We start from the raw sequence: 21,919 nt of genomic DNA on the forward strand, positions 1-21,919 counted from the left end.
CGTCCTATCAAGGAGGCCATTATGAAACCTTTAAAGCTGGGCATGGTTGGCAGTGGAGACATCAGCAACCGCTTTTTCGAGCAGGCGGCTAGACTCGAGCAAGTTACCTTCGTGGCAACATGTGCCAGACATATGGACAATGCGGAAGCCAAAGCACGCAAATATAATATTGCTCGTTGGTATGATGATTACATAACGATGATGGATCAGGAAGAGCTTGATGCCATTGTTGTGACGACACCGCACTCGGTGCATGCGGAAGTGGTATTAGCTGCGCTGGAGCGAGGGCTCCATGTCCTTAATGAAAAACCGATGGCCACCAGCTTCGAGGACTGTCAACAGATGGTCGCTCTCGCTGAGGCGAAAAACCGCATTTTTATGAGCTTGCCCTACGATCTGAACCCGGCTTTTATGACAGCGGTGCACTACTTGAATGAGTCCGTAATAGGTAAAATTACCGGAGCCGACGTACAGCTTAACATCCCCGGACCCGGCCGGGATAACTGGTATTACAATCGGGAAATCTCCCACGGGGGTGCCATCCTCGATTGTATGGTTTATCCGGTAAGCCGCCTGATTTCTTTATTGGGACCTGCCCAAAGCGTCGTGGCGGAAGTGAACACATTAATTCCGAAGCGGATTGTCAAAGATGGCAAAAGAGTTAACAGTGACGTTGACGACAATGTCACAGTCATCGTCACATTCCCCGGAGGTCAACAGGCTATTGTGCGGACCCTGTGGGGCACCTCCTTCTCCATGAATAACACCGTTATTTATGGGCGAAAAGGAACGATTGCCATTAACGACAGCGGCTTCCCGCTCGTCATTCATTCTCCAGGAGCTCCGATTCCGGATGCAGAGCATGCGACATGGCGCGGCATCGAAGGCTGTTATATCCCCAAGCTGCTGCCGTCCGAAAGCTCGGAGGCCAATATTATGAGCCACTTCGTCCATTGTCTGCGCACTGAACAGCAGCCCAAGCAATCTGCGCAGCTGCAACTGCATGTGCATGAAATTATGTTCAGAGCGTATCAATCAGCTGAAAGCGGCGAGCGCTACAACCTGACTACCACCTTCAAGCATTGGAATCCGCAGTTCGACGACCGGATCTTTGATACGAAAAGTGACTATATCTAATTAAACAAGGAGCGTGACTGATCGATGAAATACCGTAAGCTTGGAAAAAATGGACCGGAAATCTCCGTTATCGGTTTCGGCTCTTGGGCTATAGGAGGTGCCGGTTGGGCCAGCGCCTGGGGTGATCAGGACGATCAATCGTCCATCGAAAGCGTACGAGCAGCGCTTGATGCGGGAGTCACCTTTTATGATACCGCCGCCGTGTACGGGCTTGGCTACTCTGAAGAGATTATGGGGAAAGCCCTGAAGGGCAGCCGCGATAAAGTAGTGCTGGCAACGAAATGCGGGTTAGTCTGGAATGAAGATAATGTGATCTCCAAGAACGGAACCTACGATTCTGTCATTCGTGAAGCCGAGGCCTCGCTGCGCCGACTAGGGACCGATTATATCGATCTGTACCAAATGCATTGGCCGGATACCGATGCTAACGCCCCTGCAGAAGAAACGATGCGGGCCATGGACAAGCTGGTTCAAGACGGCAAGATCCGTTATGTCGGAGTGAGCAACTACAATGTCTCCTTACTTGAGGAATCGCTAGCCGTACGGCATGTGGATTCCCTCCAACCTCCCTACTCTATACTGAGACCTGCTGCAGAAAAAGAGCTGCTGCCGTTCTGCTTGGAGCGCGGCATAGGCGTCGTCGCCTACAGCCCGCTGACCTCCGGATTGCTGTCTGGCAATTACACCTATGACACGACGTTCCCGTCCAATGACTGGCGTTCGCGCAACGCTGCGCATACCGGCGAAGGATTAAGAAAAAACGTCGACCGGGTAGAGAAGCTGAGAGTTATCGCGTCTCGATACGATCTGACCGTGCCACAGTTTGCCATCGCTTATGTGCTTGCCCATCCGGCGCTCACTAGCGCTATCGTTGGCGTGCGTAAGCCGAGCCATATTCTCGGCGTGCTGCCAGCAGCCGATATCACTCTCGATGAAGCTGTGCTGGCAGAAATCCGCGCTATTGCAGCTGAGTGAGATTTTTAAGAGCATGCCGAAAGGTTATAGCAAAATATAAAAAGCTGGCTCCGCAAGGTGGCCAGCTTTACTCATATTATTGTTCCAGATTTCTCCGGAAAAAGTGGACGATATTCGTATTCATCGAGATATGGTTCTCCATCTTCTCCGTCTGATGTCCTTCGTCCTCGAAGATGACTAGTTCGGCTTCCTGGCCTCTCTCCCGCATATCGGCATACAATTGCTCGGCCTCGCTGACCGGAACACGCGTATCATTGCGGCCGTGGAAGATGAGCAGCGGAACTTTAATATTCTGTGAATGATTGAGAGGGGCGATTTCCTCGAAAAAGTCCGAATCATCAGCCAACGTACCGTATTCCGATTCACGTAATTTCCGACGCCATTCTCCTGTGTTTTCCAAGAACGTACGGAAGTGAGAAATACCGACAATGTCGACTCCGGCTGCCCATAAATCCGGATAATGCGTTAATGAAGCCAGCACCATAAATCCTCCGTAGCTCCGTCCCATAATGCCGATTTTGTCGGTATCGATGGTCTCAAACTGCTCCAGATCCTTCACCATCCAAGCTAAATCGGCAACCGCGTCCATCCGCTTTCTCGCATTATCAAGATTCAAATACGTTTTACCGTATCCCATACTGCCTCGAACGTTCGGTGTAACTACGTTAAAGCCTTGGCCTACCAAATATTGAATTACCGGATGAAAATCGAATCGTATTTGCGATTCTGGCCCGCCATGCACGTAGACTACCGTAGGTGCCTTACGGTCTTTCGCAAGTCCACTGCCCTCCGCACGATGAGGCCGATAATAAAAGTAGGGTACTTGAACCCCGTCAAATGAGGAGAACGAGTACAGTTCAGCCTCCTGCCACAGATGCTCGATGCTCTCCGACACCCCGAAAGAGGTAATCCGCTGGAATGCTGCATCCTTCAGGCTGTACCGCCAAATGTCTCCTGGAAGCACCGGACTTTTGAGAGCGAAGATCAGCTCCCCGTCGCTTAGCCAAGATAGCGATTGAATAACACCGCGTGGCAGCTCCACTGCTGTGGAAGTCCCGTTCCCTACTTCATACAATTTTAATGCGGAAATACCGCCTTCATTAACGGTATATGCGATCCTTTTGCCGTCAGGTGACAGCTTCACCTCTTCGATATCCCATTCTGGAACATGAACAAGCATAGCGGCATCCATTCGATCCGTGTCAAAGCGGTACAAGGCCATCGTATTTTCTGCGGCATTGGTCACCAGATACCCTGTGCCGTCCTTAGCAACTTGCACAGAAGCATAGTCGCCCGCTCCCTCGACACCGATTTCGCGAACTTCACCATTACTTAGATCCAGTACATACAGGCCTTGCACGACATTGGTCACATCAGTCAAAATCAGCAGTCCGCTGCCATCGGGAAGCCAGCACAGCGGAACGCATCTTCCCTCATGCCGGTAAACCACATCCGCTTGCTTCGTCTCCACATCCTGCACATAAATATCGAAAAGTCCGGGACCCCGGCGGTTGCTGGCAAACGCGATTTTCTTCCCGCACGGGGACCAGCCTCCAAGAATGTGAAAATGCTGCGGCGATACCATGAGCTCCTGAACGGTTAATGTTTCATTATTCAGCACATAGAGCTGCTGCTTCTCATTCCCCTTATGGTCCATACCGATCACAGTTCGGGAACCGCACGGAGAATGCTTGACGTCCATCACTCGATCCGGCAGCTCCAAGACCTGCTCGGAGCGCATCGTCTCTGCATCCCAGCTCCAGAGCTGAGGCAGGCCGGTTTTTTTCGTTAGAAATGTGATCCGGCTGCGCCCTGGAATCACTTGCGGTTGGTAAGCGGTAAGGACAGTGAGGTACGCCTGAAGCTTAGTATTCTCATCTGTCGTCATGTCTTTGGGTTCCATCAGTTCGTCACTCCTTTATTGAAAATGCGGGCTAGCAGATGAATAATTATCCTTAGCTCAATTATAACGGAAAATGGCATGCCGCCAAATGCCCATTGGCTTGCGGCTGGAGCTTAGGTGCTTCCTTACGACATTGATCCTGTACATATGGACAGCGCGTGTGAAAGCTGCAGCCCTGTGGAGGATTAGCTGGATTAGGAAGATCGCCCTGCAAAATAATACGCTCTTTCCGCTGAGTCGGATCAGGGTTCGGAACGGCCGATAGCAGCGCTTGCGTATATGGGTGCCTTGGGTTGGCAAATAAAGAGTCGCGGTCAGCCAGCTCGACAATTTTGCCTAAATACATGACGGCGATGCGATCGCTAATATGTTTCACGGCCGGTAAACCGTGCGCAATAAAAATATAGGTCAGCTGTAGTTCCTTCTGCAGCTTCTTGAGCAAATTCAAAATTTGCGATTGAATGGACACATCCAAAGCCGATACCGCCTCGTCACATACGATCAGATTCGGATTCAACGCAAGCGCTCTGGCAATTCCTATTCGCTGTCTCTGCCCCCCACTGAATTCATGGGGATGACGCGACATATGATGCTCGTCCAAACCGACCAGCCGAAGCAATTCCACGACTCTCTTCTTCAATGCACTGCCTTTGTACAAGCCATGAACTTCGAGCGGCTCGGATACAATGTCTTCCACTTTCATTCTTGGATTAAGGGATGAATACGGATCCTGGAATATGATCTGCAGATTGCGACGGACTTTACGCACATCCTCTTTGTCGAGGGAGGCCAGATTTCTTCCCTCAAACCAAATCTCGCCCTCTGTCGGCTCCAGCAACTGCAAGATGAGCTGTCCCGCGGTTGACTTCCCACAGCCGGACTCACCTACAATCCCAAGTGTCTCTCCACGGTTAACGGTAAAATCAAGGCCGTCCACTGCACGTACAAAACCCGTTTGGCGGGAGAACAAGCCCTGCTTGTACGGAAAATGTTTCTTTAATCCTTTTACCTCCAATAACGGTCGGCTCGTTTGGCTCATATCGAATCACTCCTTACTATAAAAGCAACGTGCCCAATGCTGGTCGGTAACCGGTTCGAGCGACGGTTTCTTGGACTTGCATTGCTCAGTCGCAATGGGACATCGTGGATGGAACGTGCAACCGCTCGGCATCTGGAGCGGATTCGGTACTGAACCGTAAATGGAGTCAAGTTCTTCACATTGTTCGTCGATTTTAGGCAGTGAGCCTAACAAGCCTTTCGTGTAAGGATGTCTCGGATTCGCGAACAAATTGAACACATCGGCTTCTTCCACAACTTCTCCGGCATACATGACGACAACCCGGTCCGCCATTTCCGCTACGACGCCTAGATCATGGGTAATCAGCACGACTCCTGTATCCCGTTCCTTGCTCAAGCTTTTCAACAGCTCGAGAATTTGCGCCTGAATGGTTACGTCGAGTGCGGTCGTCGGCTCATCCGCGATCAATAACGAAGGATTGCAGGCCAGCGCCATGGCGATCATTACTCTTTGCCGCATTCCGCCGGAAAGCTGGTGAGGGTAATAATCGACGATCTTGTCCGCCCGTGGAATGCCGACACTGTCCAGCATGTCGATGCTTCGGGCCCTCGCCTGCTTCTTATCAACATCCTGATGATTAAGAAACACCTCGCCCAGCTGGTTCCCAATCGTAAACACAGGGTTCAAGGAGGTCATGGGCTCTTGAAAAATCATCGAGATTTTATTACCTCTCAGCTTGCGCATCTCTTTATCGCTCTTGTTGAGCAAATTCTCGCCATCCAATAAAATTTCCCCGCCAACTACTTTTCCCGGGGAAGCGACGAGCCTCATAATGGAGAGCGAGGTGACGCTTTTTCCGCACCCGGATTCACCGACGATGGCTAACGTCTCCCCTTTGGAAACAGCGAACGAAACTCCATTGACGGAAGCGACGACGCCGCCTTCGGTTTTAAAATGAGTTTGCAAATTTTTAACTTCCAGCAGTGGTGCCACCTGTTTCACCTCTATTCTTTACTTGTCGCTAATCAAGATTCTTTCGTTTTCATCCGTGGGTCCAAAATATCGCGCAGCCAGTCACCCAGGAAAATGATCCCCAATACAGTTATCGTAATAGCGACGCCGGGAAACGTGGCAACCCACCAGCTTGTGGCAAGGTACTGTCGGCCATCGCTCAGCATGCCGCCCCACGTAACGGTCGGCGGTTGAATACCCAGCCCCAAAAAGCTTAAAGATGCTTCTAAAATGATGGTAGTAGCAATACTGAGAGTGGATACAACAATGAAAGATGAGATTACATTAGGCAGAATGTGTTTGAATATAATCCGAGCATCACGCGACCCCACGGAACGAGCGGCCTTCACATAATCGCGTTCTTTAACGCTCAGCACTTCCCCGCGAATAATACGGGCATACTTGACCCAATTGGTTACCCCCAGAACGAATATCAGTGAAAACAATCCAGGACCTAGAACCGCCAGGATGACCAGCATGAATAAAATGTTGGGAATCGCTAAGAAAGCATCAACGGTTCGCATAATAACCCTATCGATCCATCCCCCGTAATAACCGGAAACAAGCCCCATGATCACGCCGATCGTTCCGGCAACGGCTACAGCACAAATACCGACGAGCAAGGATACTTGCGAACCGTAAATGATACGGCTAAGTACGTCCCGACCGAGATTATCCGTACCCAATGGGTAATCCGCAGACCCTTTGTCCATCCACATTGGGGGCAGTAATCGTTTGACCGCATTAGTTTTTGCAGGGTCATGGGGAGCAATCGCTCCGGCAAACACCGCCATGAACACGACGGCGACGATTATAATGAATCCGATGGTTCCCGTCTTACTCTTCAACAGTGAGCGGACGATACGCGGCAGCTTGCCTGCCCGCTTCGTTACTTGTCCTGTGTGAACCTGTCCGCTCTTTGCTTCGATCGATACGCTCATTTACGCTCACCTCCGGCGTTTAACTGATTTTAATGCGCGGATCCAGGATGCGATAAATGAGGTCCGCCAACATGTTGCTTATAATAACCAATAACGCAATGACAAAAACAGCTGCTTGCACGATCGCCATATCGCGGGTATTGACCGCTTGAATAATCAATTGTCCCATGCCCGGCCAAGCGTAGATTGTCTCCGTAATCAATGCCCCACTGATTAGAGTGGAGATTTGCAAGGCCATAATTGTCACAACGGGAATTAATGAGTTACGGAATGCATGCTTGTAAATAACCAATTTTTCAGCCAATCCTTTACTTCTTGCGGTTCGAATGTAATCTTGTCCCAAAATCTCCAGCATGCTGGAGCGGATCAACCGAGTCATTTCGGCCGCTATACCGGTTCCAAGCGTTACCGCCGGCAAGACTAAGTGCAGCAGTGTACCGCGACCGGAAACCGGAAACATACCTAATTTGACGGAAAACAAAAGAATAAACATAATGCCTAGCCAGAAATGCGGCATCGCCTTGCCGAGCACCGCTGCCCCAGTAGCTAACACGTCCCAGAACGAATTTCGTTTGGTCGCCGAAATAATGCCTAGCGGAATCGCGATAATCGTTGCAACCACCATGGCTGCAGCAGCCAATTCGAATGTAGCCGGGAGACGATCCAATACGATGGGCAATGCGGGTTCATTATAACGAAACGATTTGCCGAAATCACCCTGCACCAATTGACCTATAAATTTGAAGTACTGAATATATAACGGTTGATCCAAGCCAAGAGCTGCGGTCAAAGCCGCACGGTCCTCCGCTGTTGCCGTATCCGGAAGCATCAGCGTTACTGGATCCCCGGAAACGTGCACAAGCAAGAAAACAATGAGGGAGATTAAAAACAACACGGGAATGAACTGCAAAATCGATTTCAATAAGTATTGCCTCACGGTCTACCTCCCAGTTCATCTATGAAATGAGGCGCCAATAGGAACGTTCCCCGCTATGCTTTATCGCTTTAGCGAACTTATATCTTCCTACGTGCCGAGAAAAGGGTCCCTCAATGGAGACCCCTTGTACAAAATTAGATTTAGGCCTACTTCAAAGTAATGTCATCCGCATATGTAATTTCGTCGATTCTAGGAGTAAAGTTAATGCGTTTGTTGATACCATAATTAGCTCCCAATTGCAGCAAATAAATTTGAGGACGATCTTTCGCCAAGATGTCCTGCACTTGCTGATACTGCTTTTCCCTCTCTCCAGGATTCATATTTTTTTCCGCGTCACTTAACAGCTTCGTTACCTCAGGATTGTTGTATCCCGTATCCGGATTCAGACGTTTATATAGCAGGGCAGCATCGAACATGGAATTGGCGTAAGCGACTAGGAACATATCTCCGGTAGTGCCTGCATTGCGTTTATCGTTAAATTTACTGCTCTCGAGAATTTCCATCTTTACCTTAATACCCACTTCTTCCAGCATCGCAGCAATCAATTCCGACGTTTCCTTATCCTTCAACGATTTACCTACCGATCCGGTAAAGCTGATAGTAAGTCCTTTCTCGTAACCCGCTTCTTTCAACAATTGCTTAGCCCGTTCCGGATTGTAGTTCGACTTTCCGAATAAATCCGGCTTGGCTCCAAAAACACCCGGGATAATCGGCGTCAAGGTTTCTTTGCCATCACCTTCAAAGAGACTGCTGATCAGCGCTTTTTTGTTAATGGCCATATCAATGGCTTCACGAACCTTCGGATCGGCCGTCGGACCGCTTGTCGTACGAAGGGCAAGCATCATGACACGTGTCGTAGGGCCCGATAGCGTTTGGGTAGAGTCAACGTTATTAATCCGTTTCATATCCGTGGGAGGAATTTGAACCGCAATGTCCACTCCGCCTGTCAGCAATTCGGATACCCGTGTTGCTTCCTCCGGTATCGTTCGGAAAACCAGCTTGTCCCATTTGCCTTTATCGCCGAAATAATCATTGTTTTTCACCAGAGTGACACGGTCGTCCCGAATCCATTCGGAAAATTTGTACGGGCCGGTTCCTACTGGATTTTTGAGAAACTCGTCAAAGCCCTTATCCTGAATGTATTTGGAAGGCAGCATGCTGGAGCCGAGGCGGGACAGTCGCGACAGCAAGACCGGCTCCGCTTCGTTTGTAATGACATCGACCGTATGATCATCGACGATCTTCACTTCTTTGATCTGCTTATAGTTGCCATACTCGACCAGCTTGGCATCCTTGGCCACACGCTCAAGCGAATATTTGACATCGGCTGCTGTGAACGGATCGCCGTTCTGGAACTTCACGCCTTCGCGCAGCTTGAATCTCCACGTTGTTGGATTCACATTTTCCCAGGAGACGGCCAAATCGGGTTGAAACTTGCCGTCGCGGTCTTTTTTGACCAAATAATTGAACATGTTGACATGAACCGATTCCGTACTGGTGAACCCGTGATTGTGGACATCAAAACCGAGAATATCGCCGCTTCTGGCAATAGTCAGTACTTTCTGATCGTCCTTCTCTTTCCCCTTCGCCGTGCCTGTGCCCTTGGAATCGGGCTTACTGCAGCCTGCAAGTACAGCCGATAAAGCAATAATGAGTGTCAAACTAATGAGTGCAATACGCTTCATACCTATTTCCCCCTTCATATCTTGAAAATGCTACTCTTGCTTGGAAAAGTCTTCGATAATGGCTGCCATGTGCTTAATTCCCTGAATAAAATCCTCTACAACTATATTCTCGTTAGGCGCGTGATTGTTTGAAGCAAAGTTCCCTACGCCTACAGAAACCGAAGGAATGCCTATGCGCTGGCATAATATGTACATCGGGCCGGTCGCTGGCGACATCGGCTTCAGAGTCGGCTCCATCCCGTATACCTCTCTTGTCGTCCGAATAACGGTTTGTGCCAAAGCGTTATCCAAAGGCGTGCGGGCGGGATAAGTCATCGTATAAGGAATGACCTCGATGTCTGAGAAACCATGATCATTCAAATGACGCTGCACCAGTTCGAGAATTTCATGCGGGTCCTGATCCGGTACGAGACGAAAATCGAGCTTCACTCTCGCTTCCGACGGCATCACCGTTTTTTTGCCCGGACCGGTATAGCCCGTCTGAAAACCGCAAACCGTACAGGTAGGTTGGTAGATCAGCTTTTCTTTCAACGGCAAGCCAGTAAGCCCGAGTAGAAACGAGTTCAGACCGAACTTCTCCAATGTGCTTTCCTCGTCGTATGCCATTTGCTCCAGCGCATCCAGATCAGCTTCCGTCAAAGAGGCCACCTTATCGTAAAAGCCTTTGATCTGCACCCGTTCATCTGGCGTCTTGAGCGTATTCAAGGCCCATATTAAACGCCAAGCCGGGTTTTCGATGACCGCTGCGTTGGAGGAATGCATTTCCGTATTAGCCCCTCGGCATACGAGCTCGACATAGCACATGCCTTTGACTCCGAAGCTGGCCTGCAAGCTGCCGTCCGCATTTTTGTATCCGAACTCCCATATGCAGCCGTCCGCTTGTACAAGATCCCGATGCTGATCGACAAATTCACGCAGATGAAGACTGCCGATTTCTTCTTCACCCTCAATAATTAATTTCACATTAATCGGGAGCGTCCCGCGAACCGATTGATAGGCATGAACTGCAGCCAACCGAGCTATCAGGTTCCCTTTGTTGTCGGCGACCCCTCTGGCGAACATGCGTCCATCTCGAATTTCTGCGGCAAAAGGCGGGGAGTCCCATAAATTCACAGGGTCTTCCGGCTGGACGTCATAATGATTATAAAAAGATAGCGTTTTCTTTTTGCCGTTTAAAAACTCGCCATAAACGACCGGAAAGCCGGATGTCTCAATCTGCATGGATTTTCCGCCAATCTGCCCAATCAACGCTTCTACCATGCCAGCCGTCTCAGACATGCCCCGATTTTGTGCAGCAACGCTGGGTTGTCGGCAAATCTGCTGCAGCCATCGGATATACTCGTCTCTATTCTGCTCGATAAAGTCAAATATCTCCCTCAACTATCAACCCTCCCTTTAATGGAAAAATTCCCTTTATGTTCCCTTAATAAACTATAAAACATGTGATATGATAGTGTCAATAACTAAAAATATAGGCTAAACCCACGTTTTTAGAAGGATTTTCGGGATAGGCTTAGAATTTGGAATGTGTCCAGCATTTTACAATTGAAAGGAAACTGAACCCTATGATTGCTAGAGTCGGAGCCGTCGGTCCTAAGGACTCCATCGAACTGATTACTGAGATCGGCAAAGAGTTTCAAGACCGGTTGATCATCATCCCTTTTATATATAACAACGTAAGCGAAACGTCGGATATCGTCCTCCGCGATGATATCCATATAGACATTTGGGTTTTCTCAGGACAAGCTCCTTATGCCATTGCTCAAGAGCAAAATAGTAAGCAAAAGGCGATGTTTCCACAATTGAACGGCTCCAGCTTAACTAAGGTGCTGTTGGAAATCGTATACCGCGATCATCTGCAACTGGGACGAATTAGCTTCGATACCATTTTGCCGCATCATTTTTATGAAACCTGCACGGAGCTTGACCTGACTTACGAATCGATCCAGCTGCTATCGTATACCGGTTACAAACCGACCGAAGAGCTAGTTGCCTTCCACTCCGAACGGTTCGCCCAAGGTAAAGTCGATGCTTGCGCCACTTGCTTGCGTGGAGTGTACGAGGAACTGAAGGCACAGGGTATTCCCGTGTACCGGATTACGCCTAACCGGATGACCATTCGCTCGATGTTGAATTTGGCCAGCACCACAGGCGAGACCATGCATTTCAAAAAATCGCAAATTGCCGTCATGCTCATCGATGTGGAAGAACCGAGCAAATTGATCGGTCAAAACAAAAGCTCATATGATGTCCGTCGTCTCGACTTGCAGCTTCAAGATGCGATTCTCGACCACGTGGAGGCACTGTCCGGTTCTTTCGTCGCCATAGGCAACGGCAAGTATCTCGTGTTCACCACACGAGGAGCGTTCGAAACGGCTGATGCTAGCGCCCATCCGTCCGTTCTGCTGGAAAAAATCGCTCTCATCACCGACCTTCAAACGAACATCGGCATCGGCTTTGGTGTTACCGCTTTGGCAGCCGAGCGCAACGCTCAGATCGCTCTTCAGCACGCCAAAAAGACAGGCAATCTTTGTGCCATCCAGGTTAACGATATGGGTGATGTCGAGGGGCCTCTGCGGCAGACAGGAAGCATCAATTTCAACTATCGTACGGAAGATATCAAAACGAGCGAGCTCCTGAAAAAAGCGGGCGTGACCATCACGAGCTATAATAAATTGCTGTCGGTTCAAAAAAACCTGGGACAAAACTCGATCAGTGCCCCTGACATTGCCGAATGGCTCGGCATGACCAAGCGCAATGCGCGCCGCATCCTGGGCGATCTAGAAGAGCACGGCCTCGCTGAGCTGATTGGTGAAGAGGCGCCGACCAATCGCGGCAGACCTCGTAAAATATACCGGATCAAGGAGATTCTGTAATCAAGAATTGCGTACCCATCCCAACGGAAAGCAGCCGTTATTTCTTGTCTAACAAGGCAGCTCCGGCTATCCCGGGATGGGTCATTTCATAGGGATCCAATATAAGATCCATCTCTTCCTCGGTCAGCACATCGTACAATAAACATAATTCGCGGACAGATCGTCCAGTCAGCGTCGCTTCTCGGGCGATTCGCGCCGCCGTCTCGTATCCAAGATGCGGATTCAATGCTGTGATGATGCCTACACTCTTCTCTACATATTCCTTACATCGGGCAACGTTGGCTTCGATCTCCGTCAGGCAGTACGCCTTGAATACGGTGAACGCTTGCTTCATGATGCTAAGCGACTGAATCAGGTTGAATACTAATACAGGTCCCATCACGTTCAGCTCCAGCTGTCCCGCTTCGGAAGCAAGGCAGATCGTGTGATCGTTGCCGATAACCTGGAACGCTACCTGGTTGACGACTTCACACATAACCGGATTGACCTTACCCGGCATGATAGATGATCCCGGCTGCCTCGCCGGCAAATTAATCTCGCCAAGTCCCGTTCGCGGACCCGAGGCCATTAGACGAAGGTCGTTGGCTACTTTCGACATGTTGATCATGCATACTTTGAGAGCTGCCGACACTTCCGTGTAGGCATCCGTATTTTGCGTGGCATCTACCAAATGTTCTGCATTGACCAAAGGCAAACCGCTCAGCTTAGCCAGCAGCTCCACCACTCTGGTAATATAGACCGGCTGGGCGTTCAGACCTGTTCCGACCGCTGTAGCCCCCATGTTCACCTCATACAAATGCTCCCGGGTTTGCTTGATCCGTTTGATGTCGCGGCCCAACACTTTAGCATAAGCACCGAACTCCTGCCCGAGGCGAATCGGAACTCCGTCTTGCAGATGGGTTCGTCCCATCTTGATAATCGAATCGAATTCCACCGCCTTTGTCTGGAACGCCTCACGCATCTCCTCCATCGTATGCAGCAAACTTTCGATTAACGTAAGAACGGAAATATGAACCGCCGTCGGAACCGCATCATTGGTCGATTGTGCCATGTTGACGTGAGTGTTAGGGCTTATCGGGAAATAATTGCCCTTCTTACCACCTAAGATCTCGATGGCCCGGTTCGCTATTACTTCATTGGCATTCATGTTGATCGATGTCCCCGCTCCGCCTTGGATCGGGTCTACAATGAACTGATCATGCCACTTGCCAACCATGATTTCATCAGCCGCCTGCACAATCGCTTGGCCTATACTCGGCTGCAGCTTATTCGTCTCCATGTTCGCCAATGCCGCCGCTTTTTTCACGACTGCCATGGCCTTAATCAATTCCCCGTGTATGCGGTATCCGGTAATCGGGAAATTTTCCACAGCACGTAAAGTTTGAATGCCATAGTATGCAGCTGCCGGCACTTCTTTTTCGCCGAGAAAGTCTTTCTCCACACGCATGATATTGTTGCCCATTCTGGCACGCATCCTCTCTTCGTTAGCCACTTCGGTATCGGGGTTGTTCCCCGGCATGAATGAAACCGCATTCATTTAAAGAGCTTTTCAGTTGCTTCCATCCTGCCGTACAAATAATCGAGGGTATGGTTATTAGCCCTGAATCCCTTTTGATTAGACTGTACTGTCTTGACATGCCAATGTCAGTCTAACCAGAAGCTCCGTTCCGATAAGCAGCACCTCTTCGTCAAAATCAAAGCGAATCTGGTGGTGCCCGTCCTTCAGCGGCGAGCCAAATAACAGGTATGTTGCTTGTCCACCCTGCTCCTGGACACGGTTCATCATGTAGACCACGTCCTCCGAGCCACCCAAATCCATGCGCGGAACGACCGCGTTCACGTGACTCATCTGCTCCGCCTCCTGCCGAACGATCGAGATTAAGCCGGAGCTGCTCTCCGCCCCCGGTGCTTCACCGACAACTTCCCATTGACAGGCTACATCATACAATTGGGCGACGTGCTCGATAATACGGATTGCTTCACTTTTCATATACTCGTTCAATTCCGTCGTCTCTCCGCGCGTTTCCAGCTCCATTACCGCTTTGTCAGCAACGACGTTGCGCCCCGACCCAGCTTTGAGAGTGCCAACGTTAATCCGGGTAGCTCCTCCGCCATGGCGGCTGATCCCATTCAAATGCAGAGCTGCGGATGCTGCCGCAAGCAGAGCATTTCGCCCCTCCTCCGGAGCTGCCCCTGCATGGGCCGCTTTGCCTGTATAGACGACATCGATTTTGGTCGTAGCCAAAAATCCGCCGACCGTCGCCACGATTTCGCCCAACGTTTTGCTCTTGAAGGCAATATGGCCGCCAAAAAAATAATCCACACCATCCAGCCATCCCGCATCGACCATCGCTTTGGCTCCTCGGCTTCCTTCCTCCGCAGGCTGGAACAGCAAGCGAATTTCCCCGACAAGACGATCCTTCTGTTTGGCCAGAAGCTCCGCCACACCGAGCCCGATCGCCGCATGGCCGTCATGCCCGCATGCATGCATCATGTCTGGATGACGGGAAGCGAATCCTTCCCGTACCGGGCGATGATCATCGCTTGTGCATTCCGACAAGTCATTGGAATCCATATCAAAACGCAGCGCAATGACTGGCCCCGGTTTCCCCGTCCGAATAACGCCTACAACCGCCGTGTGTCCATCCTTCATCCGCTCTATCCAGATCGGATCTGCCCCTTCTTGAATCGCTCTGTTCTCGTGGTATCGCAGCACTTCGGGCTCAGGAACCCCCATGCGCGAAGCCGATTTGCACGCTTCCTCACGCACGTAGACGCTGTAGCCCCATTGGCTCAATTCCTCCGCGACAATCGCCGCCGTACGGTATTCCACCCAACCCGATTCAGGGAACATGTGAAAATCCCGCCTTCTTTGAATGAGTTTGCCTTTGATGCCTAGCACTTCCCGACTGATGTCCATCTGCGTTTGATCCTCTCCTGTTAAAGCCTTAATGAAAAGGAAATTCTTATTAAAGGAATTTTTCCTTAATTGTTCCCTATTTAAAATATAAAATCTAATCCCTTTTCTGTCAACATGAAGTGCGATTCGGAAACCTAATTTAGTGCAGATCGATGTATAATGCGCAAAAAAACCATCCGGTTATACACCGTGATGGCTTTCTTCTTAATGATTGGGTTGCTAATATTGCCGCTTCTGGAACTAGCTAAGTTCCGTCCTCCCGCCGCTTGTCTTGGCTATCTAGGGTTACGACCTTTCGAGCCATTCAATTCTTCTGGTAGGTGAGAACCATTACACCTGAACTGAATGACTTCGTCTCAACCCATTTGAATACTTTCTTATCCATTCCCTCTCCAAAGAGTCTTTGCCCGCTTCCCAGCACAACCGGGAAGACCATAAGCCTCAATTCGTCTATGAGATCAAGCTGCATCAGAGTTTGAACGAGACCGCGGCTGCCGAATACCAAAATATCCTTGCCCGGCTGCTGTTTCAGTTTGCTGATTTCCTCAGCAATATTGCCTTTGATCAGGCTTGAATTGTTCCATTCCAGCTTATCCAAAGTCGATGACACCACATATTTGGGATAGCCGTTCATCATTTGGCCGTATTCCCCTGTCTGCTCGATCATGTTAGGCCATACTGCCGCAAATTCGTTGTAAGTAGCACGTCCAAGCAGAAGAGCATCGCTTGCTTGTAGCTCGTCGAACTTAAATTTCTGCTGTTCTTCGCTGCCGAACTGGAACGTCCATTGCGGAGCCTCCATAACACCATCCAGTGATATAAACTCGGATATGACAACTTTTCTCATGTTTCAAGCTCCTTTGGACTTTGATTTTTGCCATGCTGACAATCCTCTATATTCAGTATAACATTTAAGGAGTGTAATCCTATTTTTCACATCGTTCTGAAATAAAATAACACCTGCACTATATTCAATCCATCAACAGCATTTTACTATCACTAGCTTATATGACAGCAATAAATACATAGCACCATCGATCGATATAAACTCGATATAGTAACTTTCCCTAAACAGTAATATTTTTTTTGAATTAATATGCATATAAAAGCATATTTCACCTATTAATACCGCTCTGATACAATCGAGCTATTATCTTAAGGAGGTATGTAGGATGAACTATCGGAAATTGGGTGCCAGCGGCTTATCCGTAAGTGAGATCGCTTTTGGAAACTGGATCACTCACGGTGCACAAGTGGATAATGAGACGGCCCGTGCTTGCGTTCATGCTGCGATCGATGCGGGGATCACTACATTTGACACAGCGGACGTGTACGCGGAAACGAGAGCGGAAACGGTGCTGGGTGAAGCTTTGAAAGAAATGCGCCGAGAAAGCTTCGAGCTGTGCACTAAGGTCTACCATCCGACAGGTACTGGGGCCAACGACAGAGGTCTTTCCCGAAAACATATTATGGAGGCCTGCCACGCTTCACTGAACAGATTGCAGACGGATTACATCGATGTCTATTACGCCCATCGATTTGATTCGACCGTATCTCTCGAAGAAACCTTTCTCGCCTTTTCGGACCTGGTTCGCCAGGGAAAAGTTCTATATGTCGGGGTAAGTGAATGGACGGCAGAACAGATTGCGAAGGGGGCTTCATTGGCGCGGGAGTTGAGGGTTCCGCTGGTAGCCAGTCAGCCCCAATATTCGATGTTATGGCGTGTTATCGAAGCGGAAGTCATTCCGGCTTGCGAGCGAGAAGGAATTGGGCAGGTGGTCTGGTCACCGCTAGCACAAGGGATTCTTTCCGGGAAATATCTACCGGACAAGCCGGTTCCGCAAGAATCCCGTGCTTCGACGTCTGCGGGAGCTCCATTCTTCGAGCAATTGGCAGGCCAATGGCTGCGCACGGAAGTGCTGATCGCTGTTTCCAAGCTCTCCTCCATCGCGCATGAAGCAGGGCTAACGCTGCCGCAGCTTGCAATAGCATGGGTGCTCCAAAATCCGCAAGTATCAGCCGCCATTATCGGGGCCTCAAAACCAGAGCAAGTACAAGAAAATGTCAAGGCTGCAGGTATTCGACTTGGCTCTGAGACGATGAAGCAAATCGACCATGTTATAGCTGGACTAGCCGAGCGTGATCCGGGAAAAACCGGTTGAAGCCCGGCTTAACTGGCTGCTAAACTCATTTCTTGCACAATCTCAAGAAAAGCGGATAAGGCGGCGGTATGTACGTCGGTTCTCCATGCGGCATAGAGGGGGACCGGCGGCGTTTCTTCTTTAAAGGGCCTGAACACGACACCACTGCGCCGGAAAACGGATACTGAAGAAGGTACGATGGAAACGCCCAGATTCGCAGCCACCAAATTCACAATGGTATACATCTGGATGGCCTCTTGAACGACATTAGGATAAACGCTGTGCTGTGCGCAAAAGCCAATGATCAGATCATGAAAAGAAGAGCCCAAATGACGCGGAAACAAGATGAACGGTTCCTCTTCCAATGAGCTGACAGACAATGAAGGCAGCTTGGCTAACGGATGTTGTTCGGGTAAAGCCGCAACAAGTGATTCGCTTACAAGAGCGCGACAGTCGATGTGCTTACCCGGCTCGATAGAACGGAGGAAGCCAACATGAATGGTTCCATCAAGCAAAGCCTGTCCCTGCTGGGCTGAGGTCATCTCGCGCAACGTAAGCTGTATTTGCGGGAATCGTTCCCGAAATACTTTTAGAATATCGACCATTAAACCGCCCGCTGCTGAATCTACAAAAGCAATAATTACATGTCCGCTTATTCCTTGGCTAGCTAGCTGTGTTGTTTTAATGGACCGCTCTAATTGGGATAGAATCATTTTGGCTTCCTGTAAAAAAACAGACCCTGCAGGCGTTAAACGAACATACCTCTTGTTGCGGTCCAACAGTTTTACGCCCAGTTCGTTTTCAAGGGCTTGAATTTGTTGGCTTAGAGGAGGCTGTGTCATATTCAATTTTTCCGCGGCACGGTTGTAATTAAGTTCTTCCGCTACTGCAATAAAGTAATGTAATTTACGTATATCCATACATAGCTCTCCTCTCCCCAATGATCTTTCCTGTTAGTATAGGGGGTTCCAAAGATTAATGAAAGGGCTGCTTGATGCAAATGGTTTCATTCCTTTTAAATGTTAGACTGATTTGGTGAACCTATGTAACAGAGTTCATTACAAACAGAAAAAGCCCTATTTCCATTTCCGCTTTTCTCTCGAAGTAATCTTCGATCAATAAAAAGAAAATAGGAGTAAGAGCTAAGGTCTGGAGCAATCCGATCGTAATGGTAGGTATGAATCTAATCATTTTCGTCCATAAACTCAATGATCAACCCGTTCTCGATTAAATGCTCTCTTATAGCTTGCGTACTAACGGGGATAGGTGCCCCGTCTTCATGTAATCTTTGTTCTGACCAAAATATAACAATGCTGTTGATCTCAAAAAGAAGCTCATCCTCAGCAACCACTATAAGACAATCTTTCAATATAGCTCTCAGATTTACTTCAAGCTCGGTTCGGAACTTGATTCGCAACGTAATCACATCCCATATTATCTCGACATCTTTACGCAGTTCTGCTACATCATTAAGTAACTGAGCGTTTGTTTTATAAATATCTTACTCATCCATTCTAGTCCTTTCGTTGCGGATTCGACGCTCTCTGTTTCACTAATCTAAAGCTTAGATCAATTTATTCAAAAGGTCCTAAAAATGTACCTGTTTTAGCAAAGCTATGTCACAACATGACGAGGCAGCTCAATTTTAGAGAACGTCGATACCTAGACAAGAATGGAAGTGGAAATTCGTTCTACACGTTGATCTTACAGTATGGCCGTTGGAAAAACATGATTAAGCGTAGGTGATACCTCGGAAATTAATTGCTTGGGCAGCATTGTTCTCCGATGGGTAGATACCGTAAGATAGTTTAACGACAGCTTACCAGAAGAGTTCTTGCTGCCGTTACCCAGGTTAAAGTTACTTTTTGTGATTCGCTCCACAAGGTTGTTACCAGTAACCTTGAAACCGCTACTTATGCACGACAGGAACCGAGTAAACTCGTGTTACTATCAGCCATGGAATTGAAGAACAACTACCATTAACCGAAGGGTTAATGATAGTGTCACATAGTTGCACCCGACATTGAGAATCAATATATTATCCTTCAACTAATTGATAAAATCTAATGTCTCCTCTTTCTGTTTCAGCTATTAGTATGTCATTTCGCTCTTTGACACGAAAGATCTTTGTTCCCACAGTTAGTTTATTTGCTGTTCCGTTTTTAAAAGCTTTACCATCATTGCTTTGATGAGTTATTTCAGTTAGTTGTATGTCTTTGGTTAGTTTCAACTCGTCTACCCAAGGAATTCCTGCATTGTAAATCATGTCTTTACACATAAAAACATTAGCATTCGGATCCATGCTTAAAACTTCTTGTGCAGTTGGATTTCCAATTGTTTTAGTCTGTTCTGAAGTCATTAATATTTCCTCTTTCGTGCACCCTGTTGTAATGAAACATGTTAATAAAAGAATGAATACAATGAATCTCACCCATTTCCCTCCTTCAATTAAAATGATGGGGGTAATATCCTATTCATTCGGACGCTATTATTATTTCAAATGTTGCTTTAATCTGCTCGTTAACGTAACGAGGCCGCCGATTCATGCTGGCAGCCTCGTCATGTTGTTTATTAAGTTATAAGCTAGCGTTCTTCGTTAGCTCAATAGCAAATGAATTACAACTCGTTATTTCTCCCAAAGCTCGACCAGTCGACCTTCAGGATCTTCAATCCAAATAAACTTTCCAAATTCACTAATCTCTATTTTCTTTGCAAGAGGTACACCAATATGTTCAAGATGTTTAATAGTCTCGTTCAGATTATGTACTTGGAAATTTAACATCACTTGTTGTTCCGTTGGAAAATAACTGTCATTCTCGGTAAAGAAAGAAAAGATAGTCTCATTTCCTAATTGGGGTTTTATCACAGTCCCATTCCAGTCTTCTATGTCAATCTTCAACACTTCACTGTACCATTTTTTTATAACTTCAAGATTCTTAGTTCTCCAAAATATTCCTCCGAAACCTTTTATCATCGTATTTAACTCCTGTCTGTCATCAAATTTTTAGGCTGAATTACTTCTGCACCCTCCAACTCTTTAGGAATGCTTCGCCTCCAAGACCCAAGTTCTATACAATGAGAATAACCAAACGATCACCGAAGAATACAATCAAATAAAAAATGGAGAAAGACGCGCGATCAAGGTAGCAGCCTTTCTCCATTTTTTTATGATACGAAAGTTTGAAATTGAAGCAGTCTTTGAAATAAAAACAAAGACCGACTTTTACTAAAACAGAACACGGCAGCTAGGGACTTGAATCCAAATCCCTGACTGCCGCGATTCATTTACAATAGGAAGGTTCCCTTCCCTACGATCTTCAAGCTGCCCTTAGTGCTGTGGGATCAAGCTAAAACCAGCTACTATGCCAGGCGTTGAGCGACCCCCATTGCCGCCGTCGCCAAGCATGCCGTTGCTGCCATCGCCCCATGTCCATACCGTACCATCCACCTTTAGGGCGATCGTCATGTTTCCTCCACCTCCGGTAATCGCTGTAACATCGGTGAGTCCGTTGATGACCGCAGGTGGATTTGTATTGCTATTATGGCCAAAACCTAGCTGACCATTGCCGTTATACCCCCATGCATAGATATTGCCGCTAGCGTCTTGGGCAAACGAGTTATAATCCCCAGCGCTGATCATCTTCATATGGGATAAGCCTGGGACTTGAACGGAAACCAGTCGGTTCGTATTCGTTCCGTCTCCTATCTGACCCATTTGGTTGAAACCCCAAGCATATACCGTACCCGCATTTGTTAATGCCATTCCGTGCATGTTGCCCATATGGATAGACAATGTGCGACAGACCGATTACTTGAACAGGCTCCGTTCTAGCGGTCGTTGTGCCATCGCCCAATTCCCCGTTCGAGTTCTGACCCCACGCCCAGACAGTGCCGTCTGATTTTAACGCATAAGCGGAAGCATATCTGCCTTGTATCGCAATCACATGATCCAGACCGGCAACCTGAGCCGGTGCTCCATATGCATCCCATGCCCAGACGGTTCCATCACTCTTTAAGGCTAAGGATTGCGTTCCGCCCTCTGACGAAATGGCAATGATATGATCAAGACCGCTTACGACACCAGGGGTCGTTCCGCTAGTCCCACCAAGCGTATAAATGACCTGACGTACCCATTCAACGCTTTTCTTACAGAATGCGATAAAATCTTCTTGGCGGAGGATCGTAAACAAAATCAGTTATTTTCTACAAAAGTAATATTTCTCATTAATTTCCTTATCCCTTTGGGTAAAAAATAAGCTGTTGGAAATGCGATCACAAAAGCTATTGCCCATGCACTCAGCCATTTTCCTAAAAGAATCGAACTGAATCCGAGATTAATAAACATCATAAAGAAAGAAATGATACAAGACTTTCA

At 48.2% G+C, this 21,919-nt stretch carries 20 protein-coding genes and 2 pseudogenes; 4 read left to right on the top strand and 18 right to left on the bottom strand.

Features of this window, described 5'->3' with window-relative positions; all coding sequences use genetic code 11:
* The first annotated feature begins 21 nt into the window (after positions 1-21).
* Both QMA13_RS31160 and QMA13_RS31165 read left to right on the top strand, forming a co-directional pair.
* On the top strand, positions 22-1,137 hold the full coding sequence (locus tag QMA13_RS31160; protein ID WP_282937519.1) for a Gfo/Idh/MocA family protein: 1,116 nt from the start codon (positions 22-24) through the stop codon (positions 1,135-1,137).
* A 24-nt stretch (positions 1,138-1,161) separates the two neighbouring features.
* On the top strand, positions 1,162-2,112 hold the full coding sequence (locus QMA13_RS31165; protein WP_282937520.1) for an aldo/keto reductase: 951 nt from the start codon (positions 1,162-1,164) through the stop codon (positions 2,110-2,112).
* Positions 2,113-2,188: 76 nt separating this feature from the next.
* On the opposite strand, the gene QMA13_RS31170 is transcribed toward QMA13_RS31165, so the two are convergent.
* The 7 genes from QMA13_RS31170 to QMA13_RS31200 form a co-directional block, all read right to left on the bottom strand.
* Positions 2,189-4,015, bottom strand: coding sequence for a S9 family peptidase (locus tag QMA13_RS31170; protein ID WP_282937521.1), 1,827 nt, complete (start codon positions 4,013-4,015; stop codon positions 2,189-2,191).
* A 61-nt stretch (positions 4,016-4,076) separates the two neighbouring features.
* A complete protein-coding gene (locus QMA13_RS31175; RefSeq protein WP_282937522.1) occupies positions 4,077-5,054 on the bottom strand; it encodes an ABC transporter ATP-binding protein in 978 nt (325 codons plus the stop codon).
* Between the two features lie 6 nt (positions 5,055-5,060).
* The gene (locus QMA13_RS31180) at positions 5,061-6,035 is read right to left on the bottom strand and encodes an ABC transporter ATP-binding protein (RefSeq protein WP_481858060.1); all 975 of its coding nucleotides are present in this window, start codon (positions 6,033-6,035) and stop codon (positions 5,061-5,063) included.
* Between the two features lie 23 nt (positions 6,036-6,058).
* Positions 6,059-6,985 (bottom strand): ABC transporter permease, encoded by a 927-nt coding sequence (locus tag QMA13_RS31185; protein ID WP_282937524.1) that lies wholly within the window; start codon positions 6,983-6,985, stop codon positions 6,059-6,061.
* 19 nt (positions 6,986-7,004) lie between these two features.
* A complete protein-coding gene (locus QMA13_RS31190) occupies positions 7,005-7,922 on the bottom strand; it encodes an ABC transporter permease (protein WP_282937525.1) in 918 nt (305 codons plus the stop codon).
* A 146-nt stretch (positions 7,923-8,068) separates the two neighbouring features.
* A complete protein-coding gene (locus QMA13_RS31195; RefSeq protein ID WP_282937526.1) occupies positions 8,069-9,607 on the bottom strand; it encodes an ABC transporter substrate-binding protein in 1,539 nt (512 codons plus the stop codon).
* A gap of 30 nt (positions 9,608-9,637) precedes the next feature.
* The gene (locus QMA13_RS31200; RefSeq protein WP_282937527.1) at positions 9,638-10,987 is read right to left on the bottom strand and encodes a M20/M25/M40 family metallo-hydrolase; all 1,350 of its coding nucleotides are present in this window, start codon (positions 10,985-10,987) and stop codon (positions 9,638-9,640) included.
* A 185-nt stretch (positions 10,988-11,172) separates the two neighbouring features.
* Between QMA13_RS31200 and QMA13_RS31205 the strand changes: the two genes are divergently transcribed.
* Positions 11,173-12,483, top strand: coding sequence for a helix-turn-helix domain-containing protein (locus QMA13_RS31205; protein WP_282937528.1), 1,311 nt, complete (start codon positions 11,173-11,175; stop codon positions 12,481-12,483).
* A gap of 37 nt (positions 12,484-12,520) precedes the next feature.
* On the opposite strand, the gene aspA is transcribed toward QMA13_RS31205, so the two are convergent.
* The 3 genes from aspA to QMA13_RS31220 all read right to left on the bottom strand — a co-directional run bounded on the left by aspA (position 12,521) and on the right by QMA13_RS31220 (position 16,250).
* Positions 12,521-13,930 carry an aspartate ammonia-lyase gene (gene aspA, locus QMA13_RS31210; RefSeq protein ID WP_481858258.1) on the bottom strand — a complete coding sequence of 470 codons (1,410 nt, stop codon included), beginning with the start codon at positions 13,928-13,930 and terminating at the stop codon, positions 12,521-12,523.
* Positions 13,931-14,098: 168 nt separating this feature from the next.
* A complete protein-coding gene (locus QMA13_RS31215; RefSeq protein ID WP_282937529.1) occupies positions 14,099-15,403 on the bottom strand; it encodes an amidohydrolase in 1,305 nt (434 codons plus the stop codon).
* 304 nt (positions 15,404-15,707) lie between these two features.
* Positions 15,708-16,250, bottom strand: coding sequence for a dihydrofolate reductase family protein (locus QMA13_RS31220; protein ID WP_282937530.1), 543 nt, complete (start codon positions 16,248-16,250; stop codon positions 15,708-15,710).
* A 325-nt stretch (positions 16,251-16,575) separates the two neighbouring features.
* Between QMA13_RS31220 and QMA13_RS31225 the strand changes: the two genes are divergently transcribed.
* Positions 16,576-17,565 (top strand): aldo/keto reductase family protein, encoded by a 990-nt coding sequence (locus QMA13_RS31225; protein ID WP_282937531.1) that lies wholly within the window; start codon positions 16,576-16,578, stop codon positions 17,563-17,565.
* Between the two features lie 8 nt (positions 17,566-17,573).
* On the opposite strand, the gene QMA13_RS31230 is transcribed toward QMA13_RS31225, so the two are convergent.
* The 8 genes and pseudogenes from QMA13_RS31230 to QMA13_RS31260 form a co-directional block, all read right to left on the bottom strand.
* Positions 17,574-18,464 carry a LysR family transcriptional regulator gene (locus QMA13_RS31230; RefSeq protein WP_282937532.1) on the bottom strand — a complete coding sequence of 297 codons (891 nt, stop codon included), beginning with the start codon at positions 18,462-18,464 and terminating at the stop codon, positions 17,574-17,576.
* A 263-nt stretch (positions 18,465-18,727) separates the two neighbouring features.
* Positions 18,728-18,970 carry a hypothetical protein gene (locus tag QMA13_RS31235; protein ID WP_282937533.1) on the bottom strand — a complete coding sequence of 81 codons (243 nt, stop codon included), beginning with the start codon at positions 18,968-18,970 and terminating at the stop codon, positions 18,728-18,730.
* A gap of 612 nt (positions 18,971-19,582) precedes the next feature.
* Positions 19,583-19,975 carry a hypothetical protein gene (locus QMA13_RS31240; protein WP_282937534.1) on the bottom strand — a complete coding sequence of 131 codons (393 nt, stop codon included), beginning with the start codon at positions 19,973-19,975 and terminating at the stop codon, positions 19,583-19,585.
* 195 nt (positions 19,976-20,170) lie between these two features.
* Entirely contained in the window at positions 20,171-20,518 is a 348-nt protein-coding gene (locus QMA13_RS31245) for a VOC family protein (RefSeq protein WP_282937535.1), read from the bottom strand.
* A 354-nt stretch (positions 20,519-20,872) separates the two neighbouring features.
* Entirely contained in the window at positions 20,873-21,190 is a 318-nt protein-coding gene (locus tag QMA13_RS31250; RefSeq protein ID WP_282937536.1) for an RCC1 domain-containing protein, read from the bottom strand.
* A gap of 21 nt (positions 21,191-21,211) precedes the next feature.
* Positions 21,212-21,325: pseudogene (locus QMA13_RS36750) on the bottom strand (RCC1 repeat- and reductase domain-containing protein); the annotation flags it as partial.
* A gap of 19 nt (positions 21,326-21,344) precedes the next feature.
* Positions 21,345-21,488 (bottom strand): annotated as a pseudogene (locus tag QMA13_RS36755) (RCC1 repeat- and reductase domain-containing protein); the annotation flags it as partial.
* 248 nt (positions 21,489-21,736) lie between these two features.
* Positions 21,737-21,907, bottom strand: a complete 171-nt coding sequence (locus QMA13_RS31260; RefSeq protein ID WP_349254242.1) for a DUF2798 domain-containing protein — start codon at positions 21,905-21,907, stop codon at positions 21,737-21,739.
* Positions 21,908-21,919: the final 12 nt, after the last annotated feature.

The organism is Paenibacillus sp. RC67 (assembly GCF_030020805.1).
Taxonomy (GTDB): Bacteria; Bacillota; Bacilli; order Paenibacillales; family NBRC-103111; genus Paenibacillus_S.

What these genes read in the sequence shown, in the direction of transcription:
- QMA13_RS31230 (WP_282937532.1), bottom strand. Translation starts at nt 18,464, where the DNA reads ATGGATATACGTAAATTACATTACTTTATTGCAGTAGCGGAAGAACTT.
- QMA13_RS31185 (WP_282937524.1), bottom strand. Translation starts at nt 6,985, where the DNA reads ATGAGCGTATCGATCGAAGCAAAGAGCGGACAGGTTCACACAGGACAA.
- QMA13_RS31205 (WP_282937528.1), top strand. Translation starts at nt 11,173, where the DNA reads ATGATTGCTAGAGTCGGAGCCGTCGGTCCTAAGGACTCCATCGAACTG.
- QMA13_RS31225 (WP_282937531.1), top strand. Translation starts at nt 16,576, where the DNA reads ATGAACTATCGGAAATTGGGTGCCAGCGGCTTATCCGTAAGTGAGATC.
- QMA13_RS31220 (WP_282937530.1), bottom strand. Translation starts at nt 16,250, where the DNA reads ATGAGAAAAGTTGTCATATCCGAGTTTATATCACTGGATGGTGTTATG.
- QMA13_RS31245 (WP_282937535.1), bottom strand. Translation starts at nt 20,518, where the DNA reads ATGATAAAAGGTTTCGGAGGAATATTTTGGAGAACTAAGAATCTTGAA.
- QMA13_RS31175 (WP_282937522.1), bottom strand. Translation starts at nt 5,054, where the DNA reads ATGAGCCAAACGAGCCGACCGTTATTGGAGGTAAAAGGATTAAAGAAA.
- QMA13_RS31250 (WP_282937536.1), bottom strand. Translation starts at nt 21,190, where the DNA reads ATGAAGATGATCAGCGCTGGGGATTATAACTCGTTTGCCCAAGACGCT.
- QMA13_RS31215 (WP_282937529.1), bottom strand. Translation starts at nt 15,403, where the DNA reads ATGGACATCAGTCGGGAAGTGCTAGGCATCAAAGGCAAACTCATTCAA.
- QMA13_RS31170 (WP_282937521.1), bottom strand. Translation starts at nt 4,015, where the DNA reads ATGGAACCCAAAGACATGACGACAGATGAGAATACTAAGCTTCAGGCG.
- QMA13_RS31195 (WP_282937526.1), bottom strand. Translation starts at nt 9,607, where the DNA reads ATGAAGCGTATTGCACTCATTAGTTTGACACTCATTATTGCTTTATCG.
- aspA (WP_481858258.1), bottom strand. Translation starts at nt 13,930, where the DNA reads ATGCGTGTGGAGAAAGACTTTCTCGGCGAAAAAGAAGTGCCGGCAGCT.
- QMA13_RS31165 (WP_282937520.1), top strand. Translation starts at nt 1,162, where the DNA reads ATGAAATACCGTAAGCTTGGAAAAAATGGACCGGAAATCTCCGTTATC.
- QMA13_RS31160 (WP_282937519.1), top strand. Translation starts at nt 22, where the DNA reads ATGAAACCTTTAAAGCTGGGCATGGTTGGCAGTGGAGACATCAGCAAC.